This is a genomic window from Streptosporangium sp. NPDC002544, assembly GCF_040295965.1.
Lineage (GTDB): Bacteria > Actinomycetota > Actinomycetes > Streptosporangiales > Streptosporangiaceae > Streptosporangium.
The window spans coordinates 133511-148279 of the sequence record NZ_JBEOWJ010000023.1 but is presented as its reverse complement, the minus strand read 5'-3'; the positions used below and the strand labels follow the sequence as shown (position 1 = coordinate 148279).

The 14769-nt window shown below is 71.9% G+C and carries 11 protein-coding genes; all 11 read right to left on the bottom strand.

The window, feature by feature from the left end:
- Window positions 1–10: 10 nt before the first annotated feature.
- The 11 genes from murC to mraZ all read right to left on the bottom strand — a co-directional run bounded on the left by murC (window position 11) and on the right by mraZ (window position 14518).
- Complete coding sequence (gene murC / locus ABT061_RS30820) at window positions 11–1417, bottom strand: UDP-N-acetylmuramate--L-alanine ligase (RefSeq protein WP_350924533.1); 1407 nt, start codon at window positions 1415–1417, stop codon at window positions 11–13.
- A gap of 116 nt (window positions 1418–1533) precedes the next feature.
- Window positions 1534–2622 (bottom strand): undecaprenyldiphospho-muramoylpentapeptide beta-N-acetylglucosaminyltransferase, encoded by a 1089-nt coding sequence (murG, locus tag ABT061_RS30815; protein WP_350924531.1) that lies wholly within the window; start codon window positions 2620–2622, stop codon window positions 1534–1536.
- Window positions 2623–2636: 14 nt separating this feature from the next.
- Window positions 2637–3920, bottom strand: a complete 1284-nt coding sequence (gene ftsW, locus ABT061_RS30810; RefSeq protein WP_350924529.1) for a putative lipid II flippase FtsW — start codon at window positions 3918–3920, stop codon at window positions 2637–2639.
- Window positions 3917–5338 (bottom strand): UDP-N-acetylmuramoyl-L-alanine--D-glutamate ligase, encoded by a 1422-nt coding sequence (murD, locus tag ABT061_RS30805; protein WP_350924527.1) that lies wholly within the window; start codon window positions 5336–5338, stop codon window positions 3917–3919. The genes ftsW and murD overlap by 4 nt, the downstream gene beginning before the upstream one ends.
- Window positions 5320–6378, bottom strand: coding sequence for a phospho-N-acetylmuramoyl-pentapeptide-transferase (mraY, locus tag ABT061_RS30800; protein ID WP_350924525.1), 1059 nt, complete (start codon window positions 6376–6378; stop codon window positions 5320–5322). The genes murD and mraY overlap by 19 nt, the downstream gene beginning before the upstream one ends.
- Complete coding sequence (locus ABT061_RS30795; protein ID WP_350924523.1) at window positions 6375–7946, bottom strand: UDP-N-acetylmuramoyl-tripeptide--D-alanyl-D-alanine ligase; 1572 nt, start codon at window positions 7944–7946, stop codon at window positions 6375–6377. Before ABT061_RS30795 ends, mraY begins: the two co-directional genes overlap by 4 nt.
- 12 nt (window positions 7947–7958) lie before the next feature.
- Window positions 7959–9503, bottom strand: a complete 1545-nt coding sequence (locus ABT061_RS30790) for a UDP-N-acetylmuramoyl-L-alanyl-D-glutamate--2,6-diaminopimelate ligase (RefSeq protein WP_350924521.1) — start codon at window positions 9501–9503, stop codon at window positions 7959–7961.
- A gap of 40 nt (window positions 9504–9543) precedes the next feature.
- Window positions 9544–11274, bottom strand: a complete 1731-nt coding sequence (locus ABT061_RS30785) for a peptidoglycan D,D-transpeptidase FtsI family protein (RefSeq protein WP_502991506.1) — start codon at window positions 11272–11274, stop codon at window positions 9544–9546.
- A gap of 1091 nt (window positions 11275–12365) precedes the next feature.
- Window positions 12366–12809, bottom strand: a complete 444-nt coding sequence (locus ABT061_RS30780) for a hypothetical protein (protein WP_350924517.1) — start codon at window positions 12807–12809, stop codon at window positions 12366–12368.
- Between the two features lie 58 nt (window positions 12810–12867).
- Window positions 12868–13860 carry a 16S rRNA (cytosine(1402)-N(4))-methyltransferase RsmH gene (gene rsmH, locus ABT061_RS30775; RefSeq protein ID WP_350924515.1) on the bottom strand — a complete coding sequence of 331 codons (993 nt, stop codon included), beginning with the start codon at window positions 13858–13860 and terminating at the stop codon, window positions 12868–12870.
- 226 nt (window positions 13861–14086) lie between these two features.
- A complete protein-coding gene (mraZ, locus tag ABT061_RS30770; protein WP_350924513.1) occupies window positions 14087–14518 on the bottom strand; it encodes a division/cell wall cluster transcriptional repressor MraZ in 432 nt (143 codons plus the stop codon).
- Between the last annotated feature and the right edge of the window lie 251 nt (window positions 14519–14769).

Below are 14769 nucleotides of genomic sequence, written 5' to 3'. Positions count from 1 at the left end.
CTGGCATGGGTCACCGCGCGGCCAGCTCCGCCACGATCCTGGGACCCAGCTCGGTCACGTCGCCCGCGCCCATGGTCAGGACGATGTCCCCCGGCCTGGCCAGGCTCGCGACCAGGGCGGGCACGCCGTCCCGCTGGGGGGCGTAGGCCACCCGCTCCGCGGGCAGCGGCACCTTGCCCGCCACCAGCGCCCCCGACACGCCAGGCTCGGGATCCTCGCGGGCGCCGTAGACGTCCAGGACGATGGCCTCGTCGGCCAGCCCGAGCGCGATGCCGAACTCGTCGGCGAAGAACCTGGTGCGCGAGTACAGGTGCGGCTGGAAGACCGCGATGACCCTGCCGTCTCCCGAGAAGGACGCCACCACGTCCCGCGCCGCGCGCAGGTCGGCGGCCAGCTCGGTCGGGTGGTGGGCGTAGCTGTCGAAGACCGCCACCCCGCCCGCCTCGCCCTTGGCCTCGAACCGGCGCTTGGCGCCGGTGAAGGCCGCCAGACCATCACGGATCTCACCAAAGGGGACACCCAGCTCCCCCGCCACCGCGATGACCGCGGCCGCGTTGAGCGCGTTGTGACGGCCCGGGACCGCGAGCCTGACCTCCCCGTGCCCGTGGACCGTGAAGGTGATGCCCAGCCCCTCGGGAGAGATCCCGCCCACCCGCAGGTCGGCGTCCTCCGCCGCACCGTACGTGATCACCTTCAGGCCGCGGGCGCGGGCGATCGGGACCAGCGCGGCGGAGCCGGGATCGTCGGCGCAGATGACCATGGTGTCGGCCACCCGCTCCACGAACCGGGCGAAGCTATCGTGAACCGCACGCGGGTCACCGTAGTTGTCCAGATGGTCCGGCTCGACGTTGGTCACCACGGCGATGTCGGGGGCCAGCATGAGAAAGGAGCCGTCGCTCTCGTCGGCCTCGGCGACGAACACCCCGCCCGAGCCCTCGTCGGCGCCCAGCCCCGTCGTCACCAGCTGCCCGCCCACACAGTACGAGGGGTCGGCGCCGCACTTCTGCAGCGCCACGGTGAGCATCGAGGTCGTGGTGGTCTTGCCGTGGGTGCCGGCCAGCGCGACGCCGGTCCTGCCCGCCATGACGGAGGCCAGCGCGGCGGCCCTGGGGATGACCCGCAGGCCCTGGCGGAGCGCCTCGCCCAGCTCGGGGTTGGAGTCGCGGATCGCGGTGGAGACCACGACGGTGTCGACCTGCTTGATGTGCGAGGCGGCGTGGCCGATGTGAACCCTGGCCCCCAGCTCCCGCAGCTCGGTCGCCATGTCCGACCCTCGCGCGTCGCTGCCCGAGACCTGCACGCCCCGTTTAAGCAGGATGCGCGCGATCCCGGACATCCCAGAACCGCCGATCCCGATGAAGTGGACCCGTCCCAGGTCTCCGGCCGCAACCGGATCCACCAGCTTGACCAGGCTCATCGGCCGCTCACCCCTCCTCGTTCGCCGTGCGGACGCCCTCGTCCCGCCCTGCCCTCTCGCCGGAGGCGAGCGCGGGCAGCCCCGCGCTCACCGCGTCGGATCCGCTCCGCGCCCATTCAGCCTCTCCCTCGCACCGCGACCTGCAGCACCCTGCGCGCCAGCGTCACGTCGGCGTCCTTCCTGCCCATCTGAGACGCCGCCTCGGACATGGTGACCACACGTTCGGGGTCGGACAGGATGGGCAGCACGTTCTGAATGATCCACTCCGCTGACAGCTCGGCGTCGTCGATCATCAGGCCGCCGCCGCCCTGCACGATCGGCGTGGCGTTGAGCCGCTGCTCGCCGTTGCCGTGCGGCAGCGGGATGTACGCGGCCGGCAGGCCCACCGCCGTCAGCTCGGCGCAGGTCATCGCGCCGCTGCGGCACAGGGCGAAGTCGGCGGCGGCGTAGGCCAGGTCCATCCGGTCGACGTACTGCAGCACGACGTACTGCGGGTCGCCGGGCGGCGGTTCCTCCTCCAGCGTGTTCTTCGGGCCGATGACGTGCAGCACCTGCACTCCGGCCCGGCGCAGCACGGGGGCGGCGGCCAGGGCCGCCTGGTTGAGCGAGCGGGCCCCCTGGGAGCCGCCGGTGACCAGCAGCGTGGGCAGGTCGGCCTCCAGACCGAACCAGGACCTGGCCTTGTCGCCCATGGACAGCCGGTCGAGGTTGACGATCTCACGGCGCAGGGGGATGCCGATGTACTCGGCGTGGTTCAGCGGCGTGTCCGGGTGGCCGGTGAACACGTGGTCGGTGAGGCGCGCGCCCAGCCGGTTGGCCAGGCCGGGGCGCGGGTTGGCCTCGTGGACCACGATCGGCACGCCGCGCCGCCGTGCCGCCAGGTAGGCGGGGGTCGCCACATAGCCGCCGAAGCCGACCAGGACGTCGGCCTGGACCCGGTCCATGACGGCGGCGGCCGCGTTGATGGCGCCCGCCAGACGGCCCGGCACGCTCAGCAGCTGGGGTGTCAGTGTCCGGGGCAGCGGTACCGCGGGCACCAGTTGCAGTTCATACCCCCTGGCCGGAACCAGCCTGGTCTCCAGACCTCGCTCGGTGCCGAGGCAGGTGATCCCGATGTTGGGGTCGAGTTGGCGCAGCGCGTCGGCCAGAGCCAGCGCCGGTTCGATATGACCGGCCGTCCCGCCGCCGGCGAGGACCACCCTCATGTCGGTCCTTTCGCTTATCGTCTTCCACGGCCCGGCCGTCGTTTCCTGGCCGGACCACCCAGGCCAAGCCAGCTTAGGCCCCGCGCCACCGGTCCGGGGCCATGGGCCGCGAGAGCCTCGCGGGCGCCGGGTTCGTGCTTGGCGAACGACAGGAGCATGCCGAGGGCGGCCAGGGTGGGCAACAGGGCCGACCCACCGTAGGAGACCAGCGGCAACGGGATACCGGTGATGGGCAGCACGCCGATGACGGCGCCGATGTTGACGATCGCCTGACCGGCGATCCAGGCGACCGCGGCGGCGGAGGCGAGCCGGACGAACGGGTCCTTGACCCGGGTGGCCACCCGCAGCCCCGCGTAACCCAGCAGCCCGAACAGGGCCACCACGACGAGCGTGCCCATCAGTCCGAGTTCCTCGCCGAGGATGGAGAAGATGAAGTCGCTCTCCGCGTGCGGGATCCAGCTCCACTTCTGCCTGCTGGACCCCAGGCCCAGCCCGAACCAGCCACCGCTGCCCATCGCGATCTGCCCCTGCACGGCCTGGAAACCGGCCCCCTGGGCGTTGCCCCACGGGTCGAGCCAACCCGCGATCCGTGCCGAGCGGTAGCCCTCGGTGCTGATCATGACGATGGTCGCGAGCACCGCCACCGCGAGGATCCCGCCGAACAGCCTCAGCGGCGCGCCCACCACCCAGAGCAGCGACAGGAAGATCATCATCAGCACCAGCGTGGTGCCGAGGTCGCGCCCCAGCATGACCATGACGGCCAGGATCGCGGTGCCCGGCATCAGCGGGATGAACAGGCTGCGCCACTCGATCAGGCCGTTGCGCGCCCTGCGGGCCAGCAGGTCGGCCCCCCAGATCGTCAGCCCGAGCTTGGCGGGCTCGGACGGCTGCAGGTAGATGGGGCCGAGGTCGATCCAGCGCTGGGCGCCGAGCTGGGAGGTGCCGACGAACAGCACCAGCACCAGCCCGAGGATCGACAGCGCCATCAGCGGGTAGCCGGCGAGCCTGAAGAACCGGGGCGGCAGCTGGGCGCAGATCCACATCAGCGGCAGGGCGATCCCGGCCGAGACCGACTGCTTGAAGAACCAGTAGAAGGGATCTCCCTTCTCCTGCAGCGCCTCGATGCTGGATGCCGACAGCACCATCATCAGGCCGAGGACGAGCAGCAGGGCGCTGCACCCCAGGATCAGGTAGTACGAGGTCAACGGCCGGTTGAGCAGCTCGCGGAAGGCGAGCAGGTGCTCGCGGAAGCCGTCCTGACCCCGGGGGGCGCTCTCCTCCTGCGCCGTCGCGCTCACGCCCGTCCCCCGTCGTGCCCTGCGGCGAGACGGTGCACGGCTCGGGCGAACGCCTCCCCTCGTGCGGGATAACCGGAGAACATGTCCCAGGAGGCGCCGGCCGGGGCCAGCAGCACGGTGTCTCCGGGGGCGGCGAGCCTGGCGGCTTCGGTGACGACACGGTCCATGACCCCAGTGTCTTGCCCGGCCACCTCCACCACCGGAACATTCCCGGCGTGTCGCGCCAGAGCCTCGCGAATTCGTTCGCGGTCGACTCCCAGGAGGACCGCACCGCGCAGGCGGGGCGCGGCGCGGCGTACCAGCTCGCCGACGTCCGCGCCCTTGAGCTGCCCGCCCGCCACCCAGACGATCGACGGGTAGGCGGCCAGCGAGGCGGCGGCGGCGTGCGGGTTGGTGGCCTTGGAGTCGTCCACGTAGTCGACCTCGGCGACCCTGGCCACGTGCGCGATCCGGTGGGGGTCGGGCACGAAGTCCAGCAGGCCCTCGCGCACCGCGGCGGCGCTCACCCCGTAGGCCCTGGCCAGCGCCGCGGCGGCGAGCGCGTTGGCCACGTTGTGCGGCGCGAACGGGCGGATGTCGTCGAACGAGGCGAGTTCCTCCGCGTTGGCCGTGGGATCGGCCACGAACGCCCGGTCCACCAGCAGGTCCTCGACCACGCCGAGCCGGCCCGGTGAGGGCACGCCGAGGGTGAAGCCCACGCTGCGTACCGCCGTGCCCTCGTACCGCGCGGCGAGACGGGTCGCCCACTCGTCATCGGCGTTGTACACGACGATCCCGGCCCTGGCGAAGATCTCCCCCTTGACCCGGGCGTACTCCTCCATGGAGCCGTGCCAGTCGAGGTGGTCCGGCGCCACGTTGAGCACCGCGGCCGCGTACGGGGCGATGCTGGGCGAGCGGTGCAGCTGGAAGCTGGACAGCTCCACCGCCAGCACGTCGCCGGCCCCGGCGACCGCCTCCACCACCGGGGTGCCGACGTTGCCGACGGCGAGCGCCCGGTGCCCGGCGGCCAGGAGCATCGAGGTGAGCATCCGGACCACGGTGGTCTTGCCGTTGGTACCGGTCAGCGCCAGCCAGGGAGCGGCTTCGCCCGGGCGGAGCCGCCAGGCCAGCTCGACCTCGCCGATCACCTCGATCCCCGCCGCCGCGGCGGCGGCGAGCAGCGGGTGGTGCGGCGGCCAGCCCGTGGTGACGATCAGCGAGGTGCCCTCCGGGGGCTCCGCGGGCTCACCGAAGCGGACCTCGACACCGAGCTCGGCGAGCTCGCCCGCGAGCGCCCTGGCCCGCTCGCCGTCCCTGCCCTCCAGGACGACCACCTTCTCGCCCCTCGCGGCCATCGTGCGGGCCACGGCCGTGCCCGAGACCCCCAGCCCGGCGACGCAGATCACATGGCCTTTCCCACTCACAGCCTGGGCATCCATTCCACGTAGAAGATCCCCAGCCCGGCGGCCGCGCACAGGGCGGCGATCAGCCAGAAGCGGACCACGATGGTCGTCTCGGCCCAGCCCTTCAGCTCGAAGTGGTGCTGGAGCGGGGCCATCCTGAAGACCCGTTTACCGGTCATCTTGAAGGAGCCCACCTGGATGATCACCGACATGGTGATCAGCACGCACAGCCCGGCGAGGATGATCAGCAGGAGCTGGGTCCTGGTGGTGATGGCCAACCCGGCGAGCACGCCGCCCAGGGCCAGCGAGCCGGTGTCACCCATGAAGATCTTCGCGGGTGGGGCGTTCCACCACAGGAAGCCGACCAGCGCGCCGAGCACCGCCGCGGCGACCACGGCCAGGTCCAGCGGGTCGCGGACCCAGTAGCAGTTGGGCCCGAGCTGGGTGGTGCAGCTGTTGCGCAGCTGCCAGTTGCCGATCAGCACGTAGGAGGCCAGCACCACGCCGGTGGCACCGCTGGCCAGGCCGTCGAGACCGTCGGTGAGGTTCACCGCGTTGGAGAAGCCCACGATCATGATCAGTACCCAGATGATGAACCCGATGAGCCCGATGGAGGGGCCGAAGTCCCTCAGGAACGACAGGCGCGTCTCGGCCGGGGTGATCAGGTAGGCGTTGGGGAAACGGGTCACCAGGACCGCGAAGACCGCGCCGACGATGAGCTGGCCCAGTGCCTTGGCACCGCTGCGCAGGCCCAGGCTGCGCTGCTTGTAGATCTTGATGAAGTCGTCCAGGAAGCCGACCGCGCCCAGGCCCGTCATCAGGAACAGCACCAGGACCGCGGAGACCGTGGGCGGCGTGAAGCTGTAGAGGTGGGCGCAGGCGAAGCCGACCAGCGCGGCGATCACGATCACGGTGCCGCCCATGGTGGGGGTGCCGCGCTTGTCGTGGTGGCCGGAGGGGCCCTCCTCCCTGATGCTCTGCCCGTAGCCGCGCCGGGAGAACAGCCGGATCGCCAGCGGCGTGCCCAGCATGGACAGCAGCAGGCTGATCGCCGCCGCGACGAGGATCTCCCTCATCGGCGATCACCCCCGAGCAGCGCCGCGGCCACCCGCTCGAGGCCCGCGGCGCGCGGTCCCTTGACGAGCACGACGTCACCGGGGGCCAGCAGCGCCGACAGCTCCGCGCCCGCCTGTGCCGCGTCGGCGGCGTGCGAGACCCGGGTGGCGCCCTGGACCCCGGCCGCCGGGGCGTCACCGAAGGCGACGACGGGCGAGAGGCGGGCCGCCGAGCCGGTGCCCGGCGGCTCTCCCGCGCCCGGCGGGCCGCCCGCGGCGCGCGAGGCCTCCGCGTACGAGGTCGGTCCGGCATACGCCGCGGGGGCACCGGCCGCCGGTACGTGGCCCGCGGCCTCCTGTACGGCGGCCTCCGCCCCGGCCAGGATCGGGTCGGCGTCGGGGCCGACGACGAACAGGCCGGCGAGACCCGCGCCCCCGGCCAGCCGGCCCAGCTCCTCGTTGAGCGCGGGACCGTCCTCGCCCAGCTCGCGCAGGGAGGCGATGACCGCGAAGCGGCGGCGATCGCCCGCGAGCGCGTCCAGGGCGCCGAAGGCGGCGCGCATGGAGTCGGGGTTGGCGTTGTAGGCGTCGTTGATCACGGTCACCCCGTCCTCGCGGTCGGTGACCTCCATCCGCCAGCGGCTGCGGGGCTCGGCCTCCGACAGCTCCTCGGCGATGGTGGCGACCGGCAGGCCGAGCTCGTAGGCGGCCGCCGCGGCCGCCAGCGCGTTCTCCACCGCGTGCTCGCCGTACAGGCGGAGGCCGACCGGGGCGGCGCCGGACGGGGTGCGCAGCGTGAAGGAGGCGCGCCCCCGGTCGTCGACGGTCACGTTCTCGGCCCGCACGTCGGCGCCGGAGGCCCGGCCGTACCAGGTGACGCGGGCACCGGTGCGTCCGGCCATGGCGGCCACCAGCGGGTCGTCGATGTTGAGCACGGCCACGCCGTCGGCGGGCAGCGCCTCGACCAGTTCGCCCTTGGCCCTGGCGATCTCCTCCTTGCCCCCGAAGACGCCCAGGTGGGCGGTGCCGACGTTGAGGACCACGCCGATCCTCGGCGGGGCGATACGGGTCAGGTGGGTGATGTGCCCGACTTCGCGCGCGCTGAGCTCGAGCACCAGGTAGCGGGTGTCCTCGTCGGCCTTCAGCACGGTCAGCGGGTGGCCGATCTCGTTGTTGAACGATTCGACGGGGGCGACCGTTGGACCGATCCTGGCGGTGAGCCTGGCCAGCAGGTCCTTGGTGGTGGTCTTGCCCGCCGAGCCGGTGATGCCGATGACCGTGGTCGCCGGCAGTTCGGCGCAGACGGCGGTGGCCAGGCCGGTCATGGCCGTCACGGTGTCGCCGACGATGACGGCGGGGACGTCGACGGGCCGGGAGGCCAGCACGGCGACCGCCCCGGCCTCGATGGCCTGGGCGGCGAAGTCGTGCCCGTCGACCCGGTCACCCTTGATCGCGACGAACAGCGACCCCGGTTCGACGGCGCGGGAGTCGATGACGACCGGGCCGCGCACCACCGCGCGTGGGTCGGCCATGCCCGCGAGGGCCCCCGAGGTGATCTCGGCGATTCTGGCCAGCGGCAACGGGATCATGATGCGTCTTCCCTACTCTCCATACGTGCTTCGGCGCCCGGTGCGGTTCCGGCGCCTGACGATCGCGTCGGCCACGACCTGCCTGTCATCGAAAGGAAGCACCTGGTCGCCGATGTACTGGCCCTGCTCGTGACCCTTGCCGGCCACGACGACGACGTCACCGAAACCCGCCCGGCCAATGGCCAGGTCGATGGCCGCGGCACGATCAGGCTCAATGATCACATGTGCGCGTCCGTCCTGGGACACACCGAGAACTCCGTCCATCATCTCCGCGAGGATCCGCAGGGGATCCTCGGAGCGGGGGTTGTCGCTGGTGAGAATAGCCACATCTGCCAGCCTTGCGGCGGCTTCTCCCATCATTGGGCGTTTACCACGGTCACGGTCACCCCCGCAGCCAAGAACCACAATGAGCCTGCCCGCGGTGACCTCGCGCAGCGAGCACAGGACCGACTCGACCGCGCCGGGCTTGTGCGAGTAGTCGACGATGGCCTGGAAGTCCTCCCCGCCGGGAACCCGCTCCATCCGGCCCGGAACTCCTGCCAGCGTACCTATGCCCGCCACCGCGGTTCGCAGCGGCACACCGGCCTCCACCAGTGCGACGACGGCGCCCAGGGCGTTGGCCACGTTGAAGGGGCCAGGCAGGGCGATCGTCGCGGCCTCCTCGACGCCGCCGGGGCCCACGATCTTGAAACTGCTGCCCTCGGGGCCCAGCCGCACGTCCACGGCCCGCCAGTCGGCCTCCACGGCGCCCTCGGCGGAGAAGGTGGTCATCGGGATCTTCGCGGTGCCGAGGAGCTCCCGCCCGTGGGCGTCGTCGATGTTGACGACGCCCACCCTGCTCATCTCGGGGGTGAACAACCGGGCCTTCGTCGCGAAGTAGTCGTCGAGATCCCGGTGGAAGTCGAGGTGGTCCTGCGACAGGTTGGTGAACAGCGCCACGTCGTAGGACACCTCGTCGACCCGGCCCAGCGCCAGCGCGTGGCTGGAGACCTCCATGGCCGCGGCGGTGACGCCCTGCTCGCGCATCAGGGCGAACAGGCCCTGCAGGTCGCTGGCCTCCGGCGTGGTGAGCTTCGGCGCGAAACGCAGCTCACCGACGTGGATCTCCACGCCCCCGATCAGCCCCGGCCGGTGTCCTGCGGCCCGTAGTCCGGCCTCCAGCAGGAAAGTGGTGGTGGACTTGCCACTGGTGCCGGTGACGCCGATGACCGTCACGTCCGCCGCGGGATTGCCGTACACCCAGGCGGAGACCTGTCCCAGCAGGCGGCGCGGGTTGGGCACGACGAGGACCGGCAGGCCGGTCGCGACCGCGGCCTGCCTGCCCGCCTCGTCGGTCAGGATCGCGGCGGCACCCGCGGCGAGGGCCTGCGCGGAGAAGTCGGCCCCGTGGGCCGTGGCCCCCGGCAGCGCGACGTAGAGATCTCCACGACACACCTGGCGCGAGTCGATGGTGATCCCGGACACCGCGGCCAGCGGTGCTCGCGACGTGCCCGAGGGCGCGCCGATGAGGCTCGCCAGCCCGGAGAGCGGACGGGGTGAACTGGTTGAGGGTCGCATGGACGACGGGGGATGCACGGCGAGAGCGTACCTTCACTCGTCACCTCCCTGCGCGTATCCGCACCGGGGAGGGCCGGGTTCCGGTCGGGGGAATCTTCCCGCTCTTCAACGCGAACGTCATCAGCTGCTTGAAGACCGGGGCGGCGATCTCCCCACCGTAGTGGCCCTGCTGGGGATCCTGGAGCACCGCCAGGACGACCAGGCGGGGCTTGTCCACCGGAGCAAAACCAACGAACGTCGCGGTATATCCGCAGTAGCCCTGGCATCTGGTGTCATAGCGCATCGCGGTGCCCGTCTTGCCCGCCACCCGGTAGCCGTCGATCGCGGCGAGGTTGCCGGTGCCCTCCTCGCTCACGGCGGCCTCCAGCATGGCGGCGATCTCCCGCGCCGTACGATCACTGACCACCCGGGTCCGCTCACCCGGCGCGGACGGCGTGAACGCGCCGTTCTCGCCGGTCGTACCGGCCACGATCTGCGGGGTGACGCGCACCCCGCCGTTGGCGATGGTCTGGTAGACGCTCGCCGTCTGGATCGCGGTCACCGAGATGCCCTGGCCGTAGGCGATCGTGCAGCGCTGGCTGCCCGACCAGTCCTTCCAGTCGGGCAGGAGCCCCGCCTCCTCCCCCGGCAGCCCGGTGCCGGGTTTCGCGCCGAAACCGAAGCGCTGGAGCATCGAGTGGAGCTTCTCGTCGCCGATCTTCTGGGTGGCCAGGATCGTGCCCACGTTGCTGGAGGTCGCCACGACGCCCGAGAAGGTCAGGCGCTCGGTGGCGTGCGGGTGGGAGTCCTTCAGCACCCGGTCGGCACACCTGATCTGGTCGGGGACGGTGAACAGGGTGTCCGGCCGCACGGCCCCCGACTCCAGCGCCGCCGCGGCGGTGATGACCTTGTTGGTGCTGCCCGGTTCGAACACGTCCGTGACCGACCGGTTGACCCGGTCCTCCACCGGGGAGTCCTTCCAGTTCCTCAGGTCGAGTTCCGGCGCGTTCGCCATGGCGATCAACTGACCGGTCTGCACGTCCATCACGATGGCGCTGCCGGTGCGCGCCCCGGTGGCCTTGACCTGCTCGCTGATCGCCTTCTGCGCGGCCCACTGGACGTCGCGGTTGATGGTCAGCCGCACGTCCCTGCCCTCGACCGGCGCCCGCAGGGTGCTGCGGGTCATCGGGATGCGCTGCCCCTTGGCGCCCGTCTCGATGATCTGCTCGCCGTCCCGGCCCGCGAGCAGCTTGTCGTAGGTGCTCTCCAGCCCGGCCAGTCCCGTGCCGTCGGTGCCGACGAAACCCAGCAGGCTGCCCGCCAGGTCGCCGCCCGGGTAGTCACGCCGGTAGCGGTGCTTGCTGCCGACGCCCTTGAACTCGTACGCCATGATCCGCTGGGCGAGCGCGGGATCGACGGCAGCGGCGACCTGCTCGTAGTGGCTGGTGCCGTCGGCCAGCTTGGCGGCGATCGGATCCTTGGCCTCGTTCAACTCCTTGGCCAGGACCGTGGCCACCCGGTCGCGCTGCGCGACGACCACCTGCGAGGGGTCCACGAAGATCTCGCGCGCCTCCAGGGTCAGCGCGAGCTCGTGTCCGTTGACGTCGGTGATCGAGCCCCTTCTCGCGGGCAGCTTCTCACCCTGTACGCGCTGCTTGGCCGCCTCGGCGGTGTAGACCTTCGAGTCGAGGCCCTGAAGCTGGATGAGCCGCCCCGCGAAGATGGACAGCACGAAGGTCATCGCCATCAGGCCGATGCCGATCCGCCTGCGGGGGTTGCCCAGGCGCAGCACCGCGGACGGGCGCGCCGGAGGCCGCGGTGGCCTGCCGCCGCCGCGTCCCATCGCGCGCGTGTACTCCTGCTCCTGGGGCCGCTCGTCCCCGCGCCTCGGCGCGGGCCTCGCCCGGCCCGGCGGGCCCGGTGACTCCTGGGGTCGCGCGGCCCGCACCGGTCCGCGCGCGGTCTCGGCACCGGTGGGCCTGCGCGGCGCCGAGGGGCCGCCGGGCCTGCCGGAGCCACCCGTCGCCCGGAGTGCGGAGGGGGCGTCCGGAGCCCCGGAGGCGCCCCTGCCCGGACGCGCGCCCGGCCGGCCGGGTGCGCCGGGGACGGGCGGCCTCGCGCCGGCCCCCTGCCTGCCGGTGGCACCCTGCCGCCCCGGAGAGCCGGATCTGCCGGACGCGCCCGCGGCCGGCGGCCTCGCCGGAGAGCCGGGTCTGGCGGGCCTATCGGATTTATCAGATTTATCGGATCTGCCAGGTCTGCCGGTGCCCTCCGAGGCCGCCGGCCTGCCGGGCGAGCCCGTCCTGCCGGGACCGCCGGGGGTGGACGCCCGGCCGGAGCCGCCCGAGGCGGACGGCCTCGCGGCGGAGCCCGACCTGCCGGTCCGCCCTGCCCCCTGGCCCTTACCGGGTCCTTCGGCGGAGGGTCGCCCCCTGGCCGCACCGGACGCCTTCTCGTCGCCCTGTCCCCTGGCCGGAGAGCCCGCCCGGCCGGAGCCCGTGCTGGACGGTCTGCCCGAAGAGCCCGCGCGACCGGAACCGGACGACCTGCCCGAGGAACCGGGCCTACCCGGCCCGTCGGCGCCCTGCCCCCGGCCGGCGGAACCCGCACGGCCGGCACCAGGGGAACCAGACGATCTCGACGAGCCGGACCTGCCGGACGCCGGGGGCCTGCCCGGGGAGGCGGGCCCGCCGGGGCTGTCGGGGACACCGGGAGCACCGGAAGGCCCGGTGCCGCCGGAACCGGGCTTGCCGGGGACGTCCGAGGCTCCGCCGGGACTGCCCGTCCGGCCGGGGCCGCCGGGAGACCGGCGGCCGGAGTTTCCCGCCGATCCGCCCGAGGAGCCGCCGCGGCCTTGTCCGGGCCCTCGTCCGCCGCTCTCTCTCACCGGCCCGTGCCCGGCACTCGCTCCTGCCCTGCGGGCGTCTGACCGTCGCTGGCGGCCCTGCTGGCGGGTTTGTCGGGAGTGATGACGCGCGCGGTGTCCCAGTCGGGCCCAAGCCCCTGGTACTCGTTGTTCTTCGCGACCGCGTCGGGCATCTCCCTGCGCATGTTCTCGCTCTGCTTCGCCTCTTTCTCGATGCGCAGCCCGCTGATCTCCTTGCGCAGCCCGTTGGCCCGGAAGGAGTCCTTGGCGAGCACGGCGTTCAGCAGCAGCAGGCTGACCAGGCCGCCGCAGAGCAGGCCGACCACGAGCAGCAGGAAGGGAGCCCTCGGCGCCCGCGCGCGACGGGCCGCGGGAGCCGCCTGGGCCGGCGCGGCCGGACCGGAGACGGGCCTGACCGGACCGCTGCGACGCCCCTGCGGCATCGCGCGGGGGACACGCACGGGACGCGCGCCGCGACCGGGCACGGCACGGCTGGGCGCGGCACGTCGGACGTCTGTCTCACTCCTCGTCAACTGCCTCACGGATCCTCTCTGCCGCCCGACACCGGGCAGAGGCCGCCCGCGGGTTGCGGGCCACCTCCTCTTCGCTCGGAAGCTCGGCTCCCCTCGTCAGGAGCGCGAACCGCGGCTGGTGAGCCGGCAGCGGGACAGGGAGGCCAACAGGGCCGGTGTCCCTGGTCCGCGCGGTGATGACCTGCTTTGTCAGCCGGTCCTCGAGGGAGTGGTACGCGAGCACGACGACGCGCCCGCCCAGCGTCAATGCGTCGAGCGCGGCTGGGAGCGCGCGTTCCAGCGCCGTCAACTCCGCGTTCACCTCGATCCGCAACGCCTGAAAAGTCCTTTTAGCGGGGTTGCCCCCGGTCCTGCGCGTAGCGGCGGGGATCGCCGTCCGGACGATCTCCGCAAGCCGCTTGGTAGACGTTATGGCCTCCCTGGCCCTTTCCTTGAGGATTAGATGCGCGACACGCGGGGCGAATCGTTCTTCTCCGTAATCCCGCAGGATCCGGATCAGCTCGGCGGCCGGATAGGTGTTGACCACGATCTCGGCCGTGAGCTCCTCGTCACGGTCCATCCGCATGTCCAGCGGCGCGTCGTAGGAGTAGGCGAAACCACGCTCGGCCTCGTCCAGTTGCGGGGAGGAGACCCCCAGGTCGAACAGGGCCGCGTCGACCCGGGGGTGGCCGGCGTCGGCCAGCACCTCGGAGAGCTCGTCGGAGACCGCGCGCACCAGCGTGATCCGGTTCGCGTACGGCGCGAGCCTGGCCGTGGAGCGCTCGATGGCGGTGGGGTCGCGGTCGATCCCGATCAGGTGGAGCGAGGGGTGCGCGGCGAGCAGCGCCTCGGCATGGCCGCCGAGTCCGAGGTTGGCGTCGACGAGCACCGGGGCGGGGCGGGCCAGCGCCGGAGCGAGCAACTCCAGCACCCGGTCGAGCATGACCGGGACGTGCCCCCCCGGCGCCTGGAGATCATGGCTGTGGTTCTCGGCGCGCATGAAGCGCAACCCTCCTTATTTCCCGCCCCGTCCCACGGACGCGCGGCGGACGCTCACCGGTGTCTTGAAACTGGCCCCCACCCCCGGGGCCGTCCGGCCAGGTCCCCATCCGCACCCGCGTATCCGTCCGTCACCTGACACCGGGGAAGGTGCATCAGCTGACGGGCAGGTGGTTGCGGGTGGAGACCTCGCCGAACGACGTTTTACCGATGAGTCGACCGTGGAGTCACAAAATCCCTGGCAGCACCTCCTCCGACAGATCGGCGAAAGCCTGCTCTTGGTCGGCCAGATAGGCGCTCCAGGCGTGCGCGTCCCAGATCTCCAGCCGGGTGTTGGCTCCGATGACCACGCAGTCACGGCGCAGGCTGGCGTATTCGCGCAGAGCCTGCGGAACGGTGATCCGTCCCTGCTTGTCGGCGACCTCGTCGGATGCACTGGCGAAGAGGACACGACTGTAGTCACGGACCGCCTTGGCGGTCACCGGCGCGTTGCGCAGAGCCTCGGTTATGCGCTGGAACTCCTCTACGGGAAAGACGTAGAGGCAACGCTCCTGGCCTTTGGTGATCACCAGACCCTCCGCCAGCTCCTCACGGTACTTCGCCGGCAGGAACAGCCGTCCCTTCTCATCGAGACGCGGGTGGTGAGTGCCGAGGAACATCGGCTCCACCTCCCGTGCCCAGCGGCGAACCAGGCGTCGCGGCCTTGCCCTCCACTGCGCACCACCATACTCCACTTCTCTCCACCGTCAACTGATTCCGCGCCTCTTCACGGCAGGTTTCGTCGACATTTCCCCAGTTCAAATGGGGTGGTGCGGAGTGGAGGGGGTAAGCGGCCCGTCATACGTCATGGGCGTGTCGGGAAGATTGCCGAATAGTCCAAAGATCATGAAATGGACTGTAAGGCGGTGAA

What these genes read in the sequence shown, in the direction of transcription:
- ABT061_RS30790 (WP_350924521.1), bottom strand. Translation starts at nt 9,503, where the DNA reads ATGCGACCCTCAACCAGTTCACCCCGTCCGCTCTCCGGGCTGGCGAGC.
- mraZ (WP_350924513.1), bottom strand. Translation starts at nt 14,518, where the DNA reads ATGTTCCTCGGCACTCACCACCCGCGTCTCGATGAGAAGGGACGGCTG.
- murD (WP_350924527.1), bottom strand. Translation starts at nt 5,338, where the DNA reads ATGGATGCCCAGGCTGTGAGTGGGAAAGGCCATGTGATCTGCGTCGCC.
- ABT061_RS30795 (WP_350924523.1), bottom strand. Translation starts at nt 7,946, where the DNA reads ATGATCCCGTTGCCGCTGGCCAGAATCGCCGAGATCACCTCGGGGGCC.
- mraY (WP_350924525.1), bottom strand. Translation starts at nt 6,378, where the DNA reads ATGAGGGAGATCCTCGTCGCGGCGGCGATCAGCCTGCTGCTGTCCATG.
- murC (WP_350924533.1), bottom strand. Translation starts at nt 1,417, where the DNA reads ATGAGCCTGGTCAAGCTGGTGGATCCGGTTGCGGCCGGAGACCTGGGA.
- rsmH (WP_350924515.1), bottom strand. Translation starts at nt 13,860, where the DNA reads ATGCGCGCCGAGAACCACAGCCATGATCTCCAGGCGCCGGGGGGGCAC.
- murG (WP_350924531.1), bottom strand. Translation starts at nt 2,622, where the DNA reads ATGAGGGTGGTCCTCGCCGGCGGCGGGACGGCCGGTCATATCGAACCG.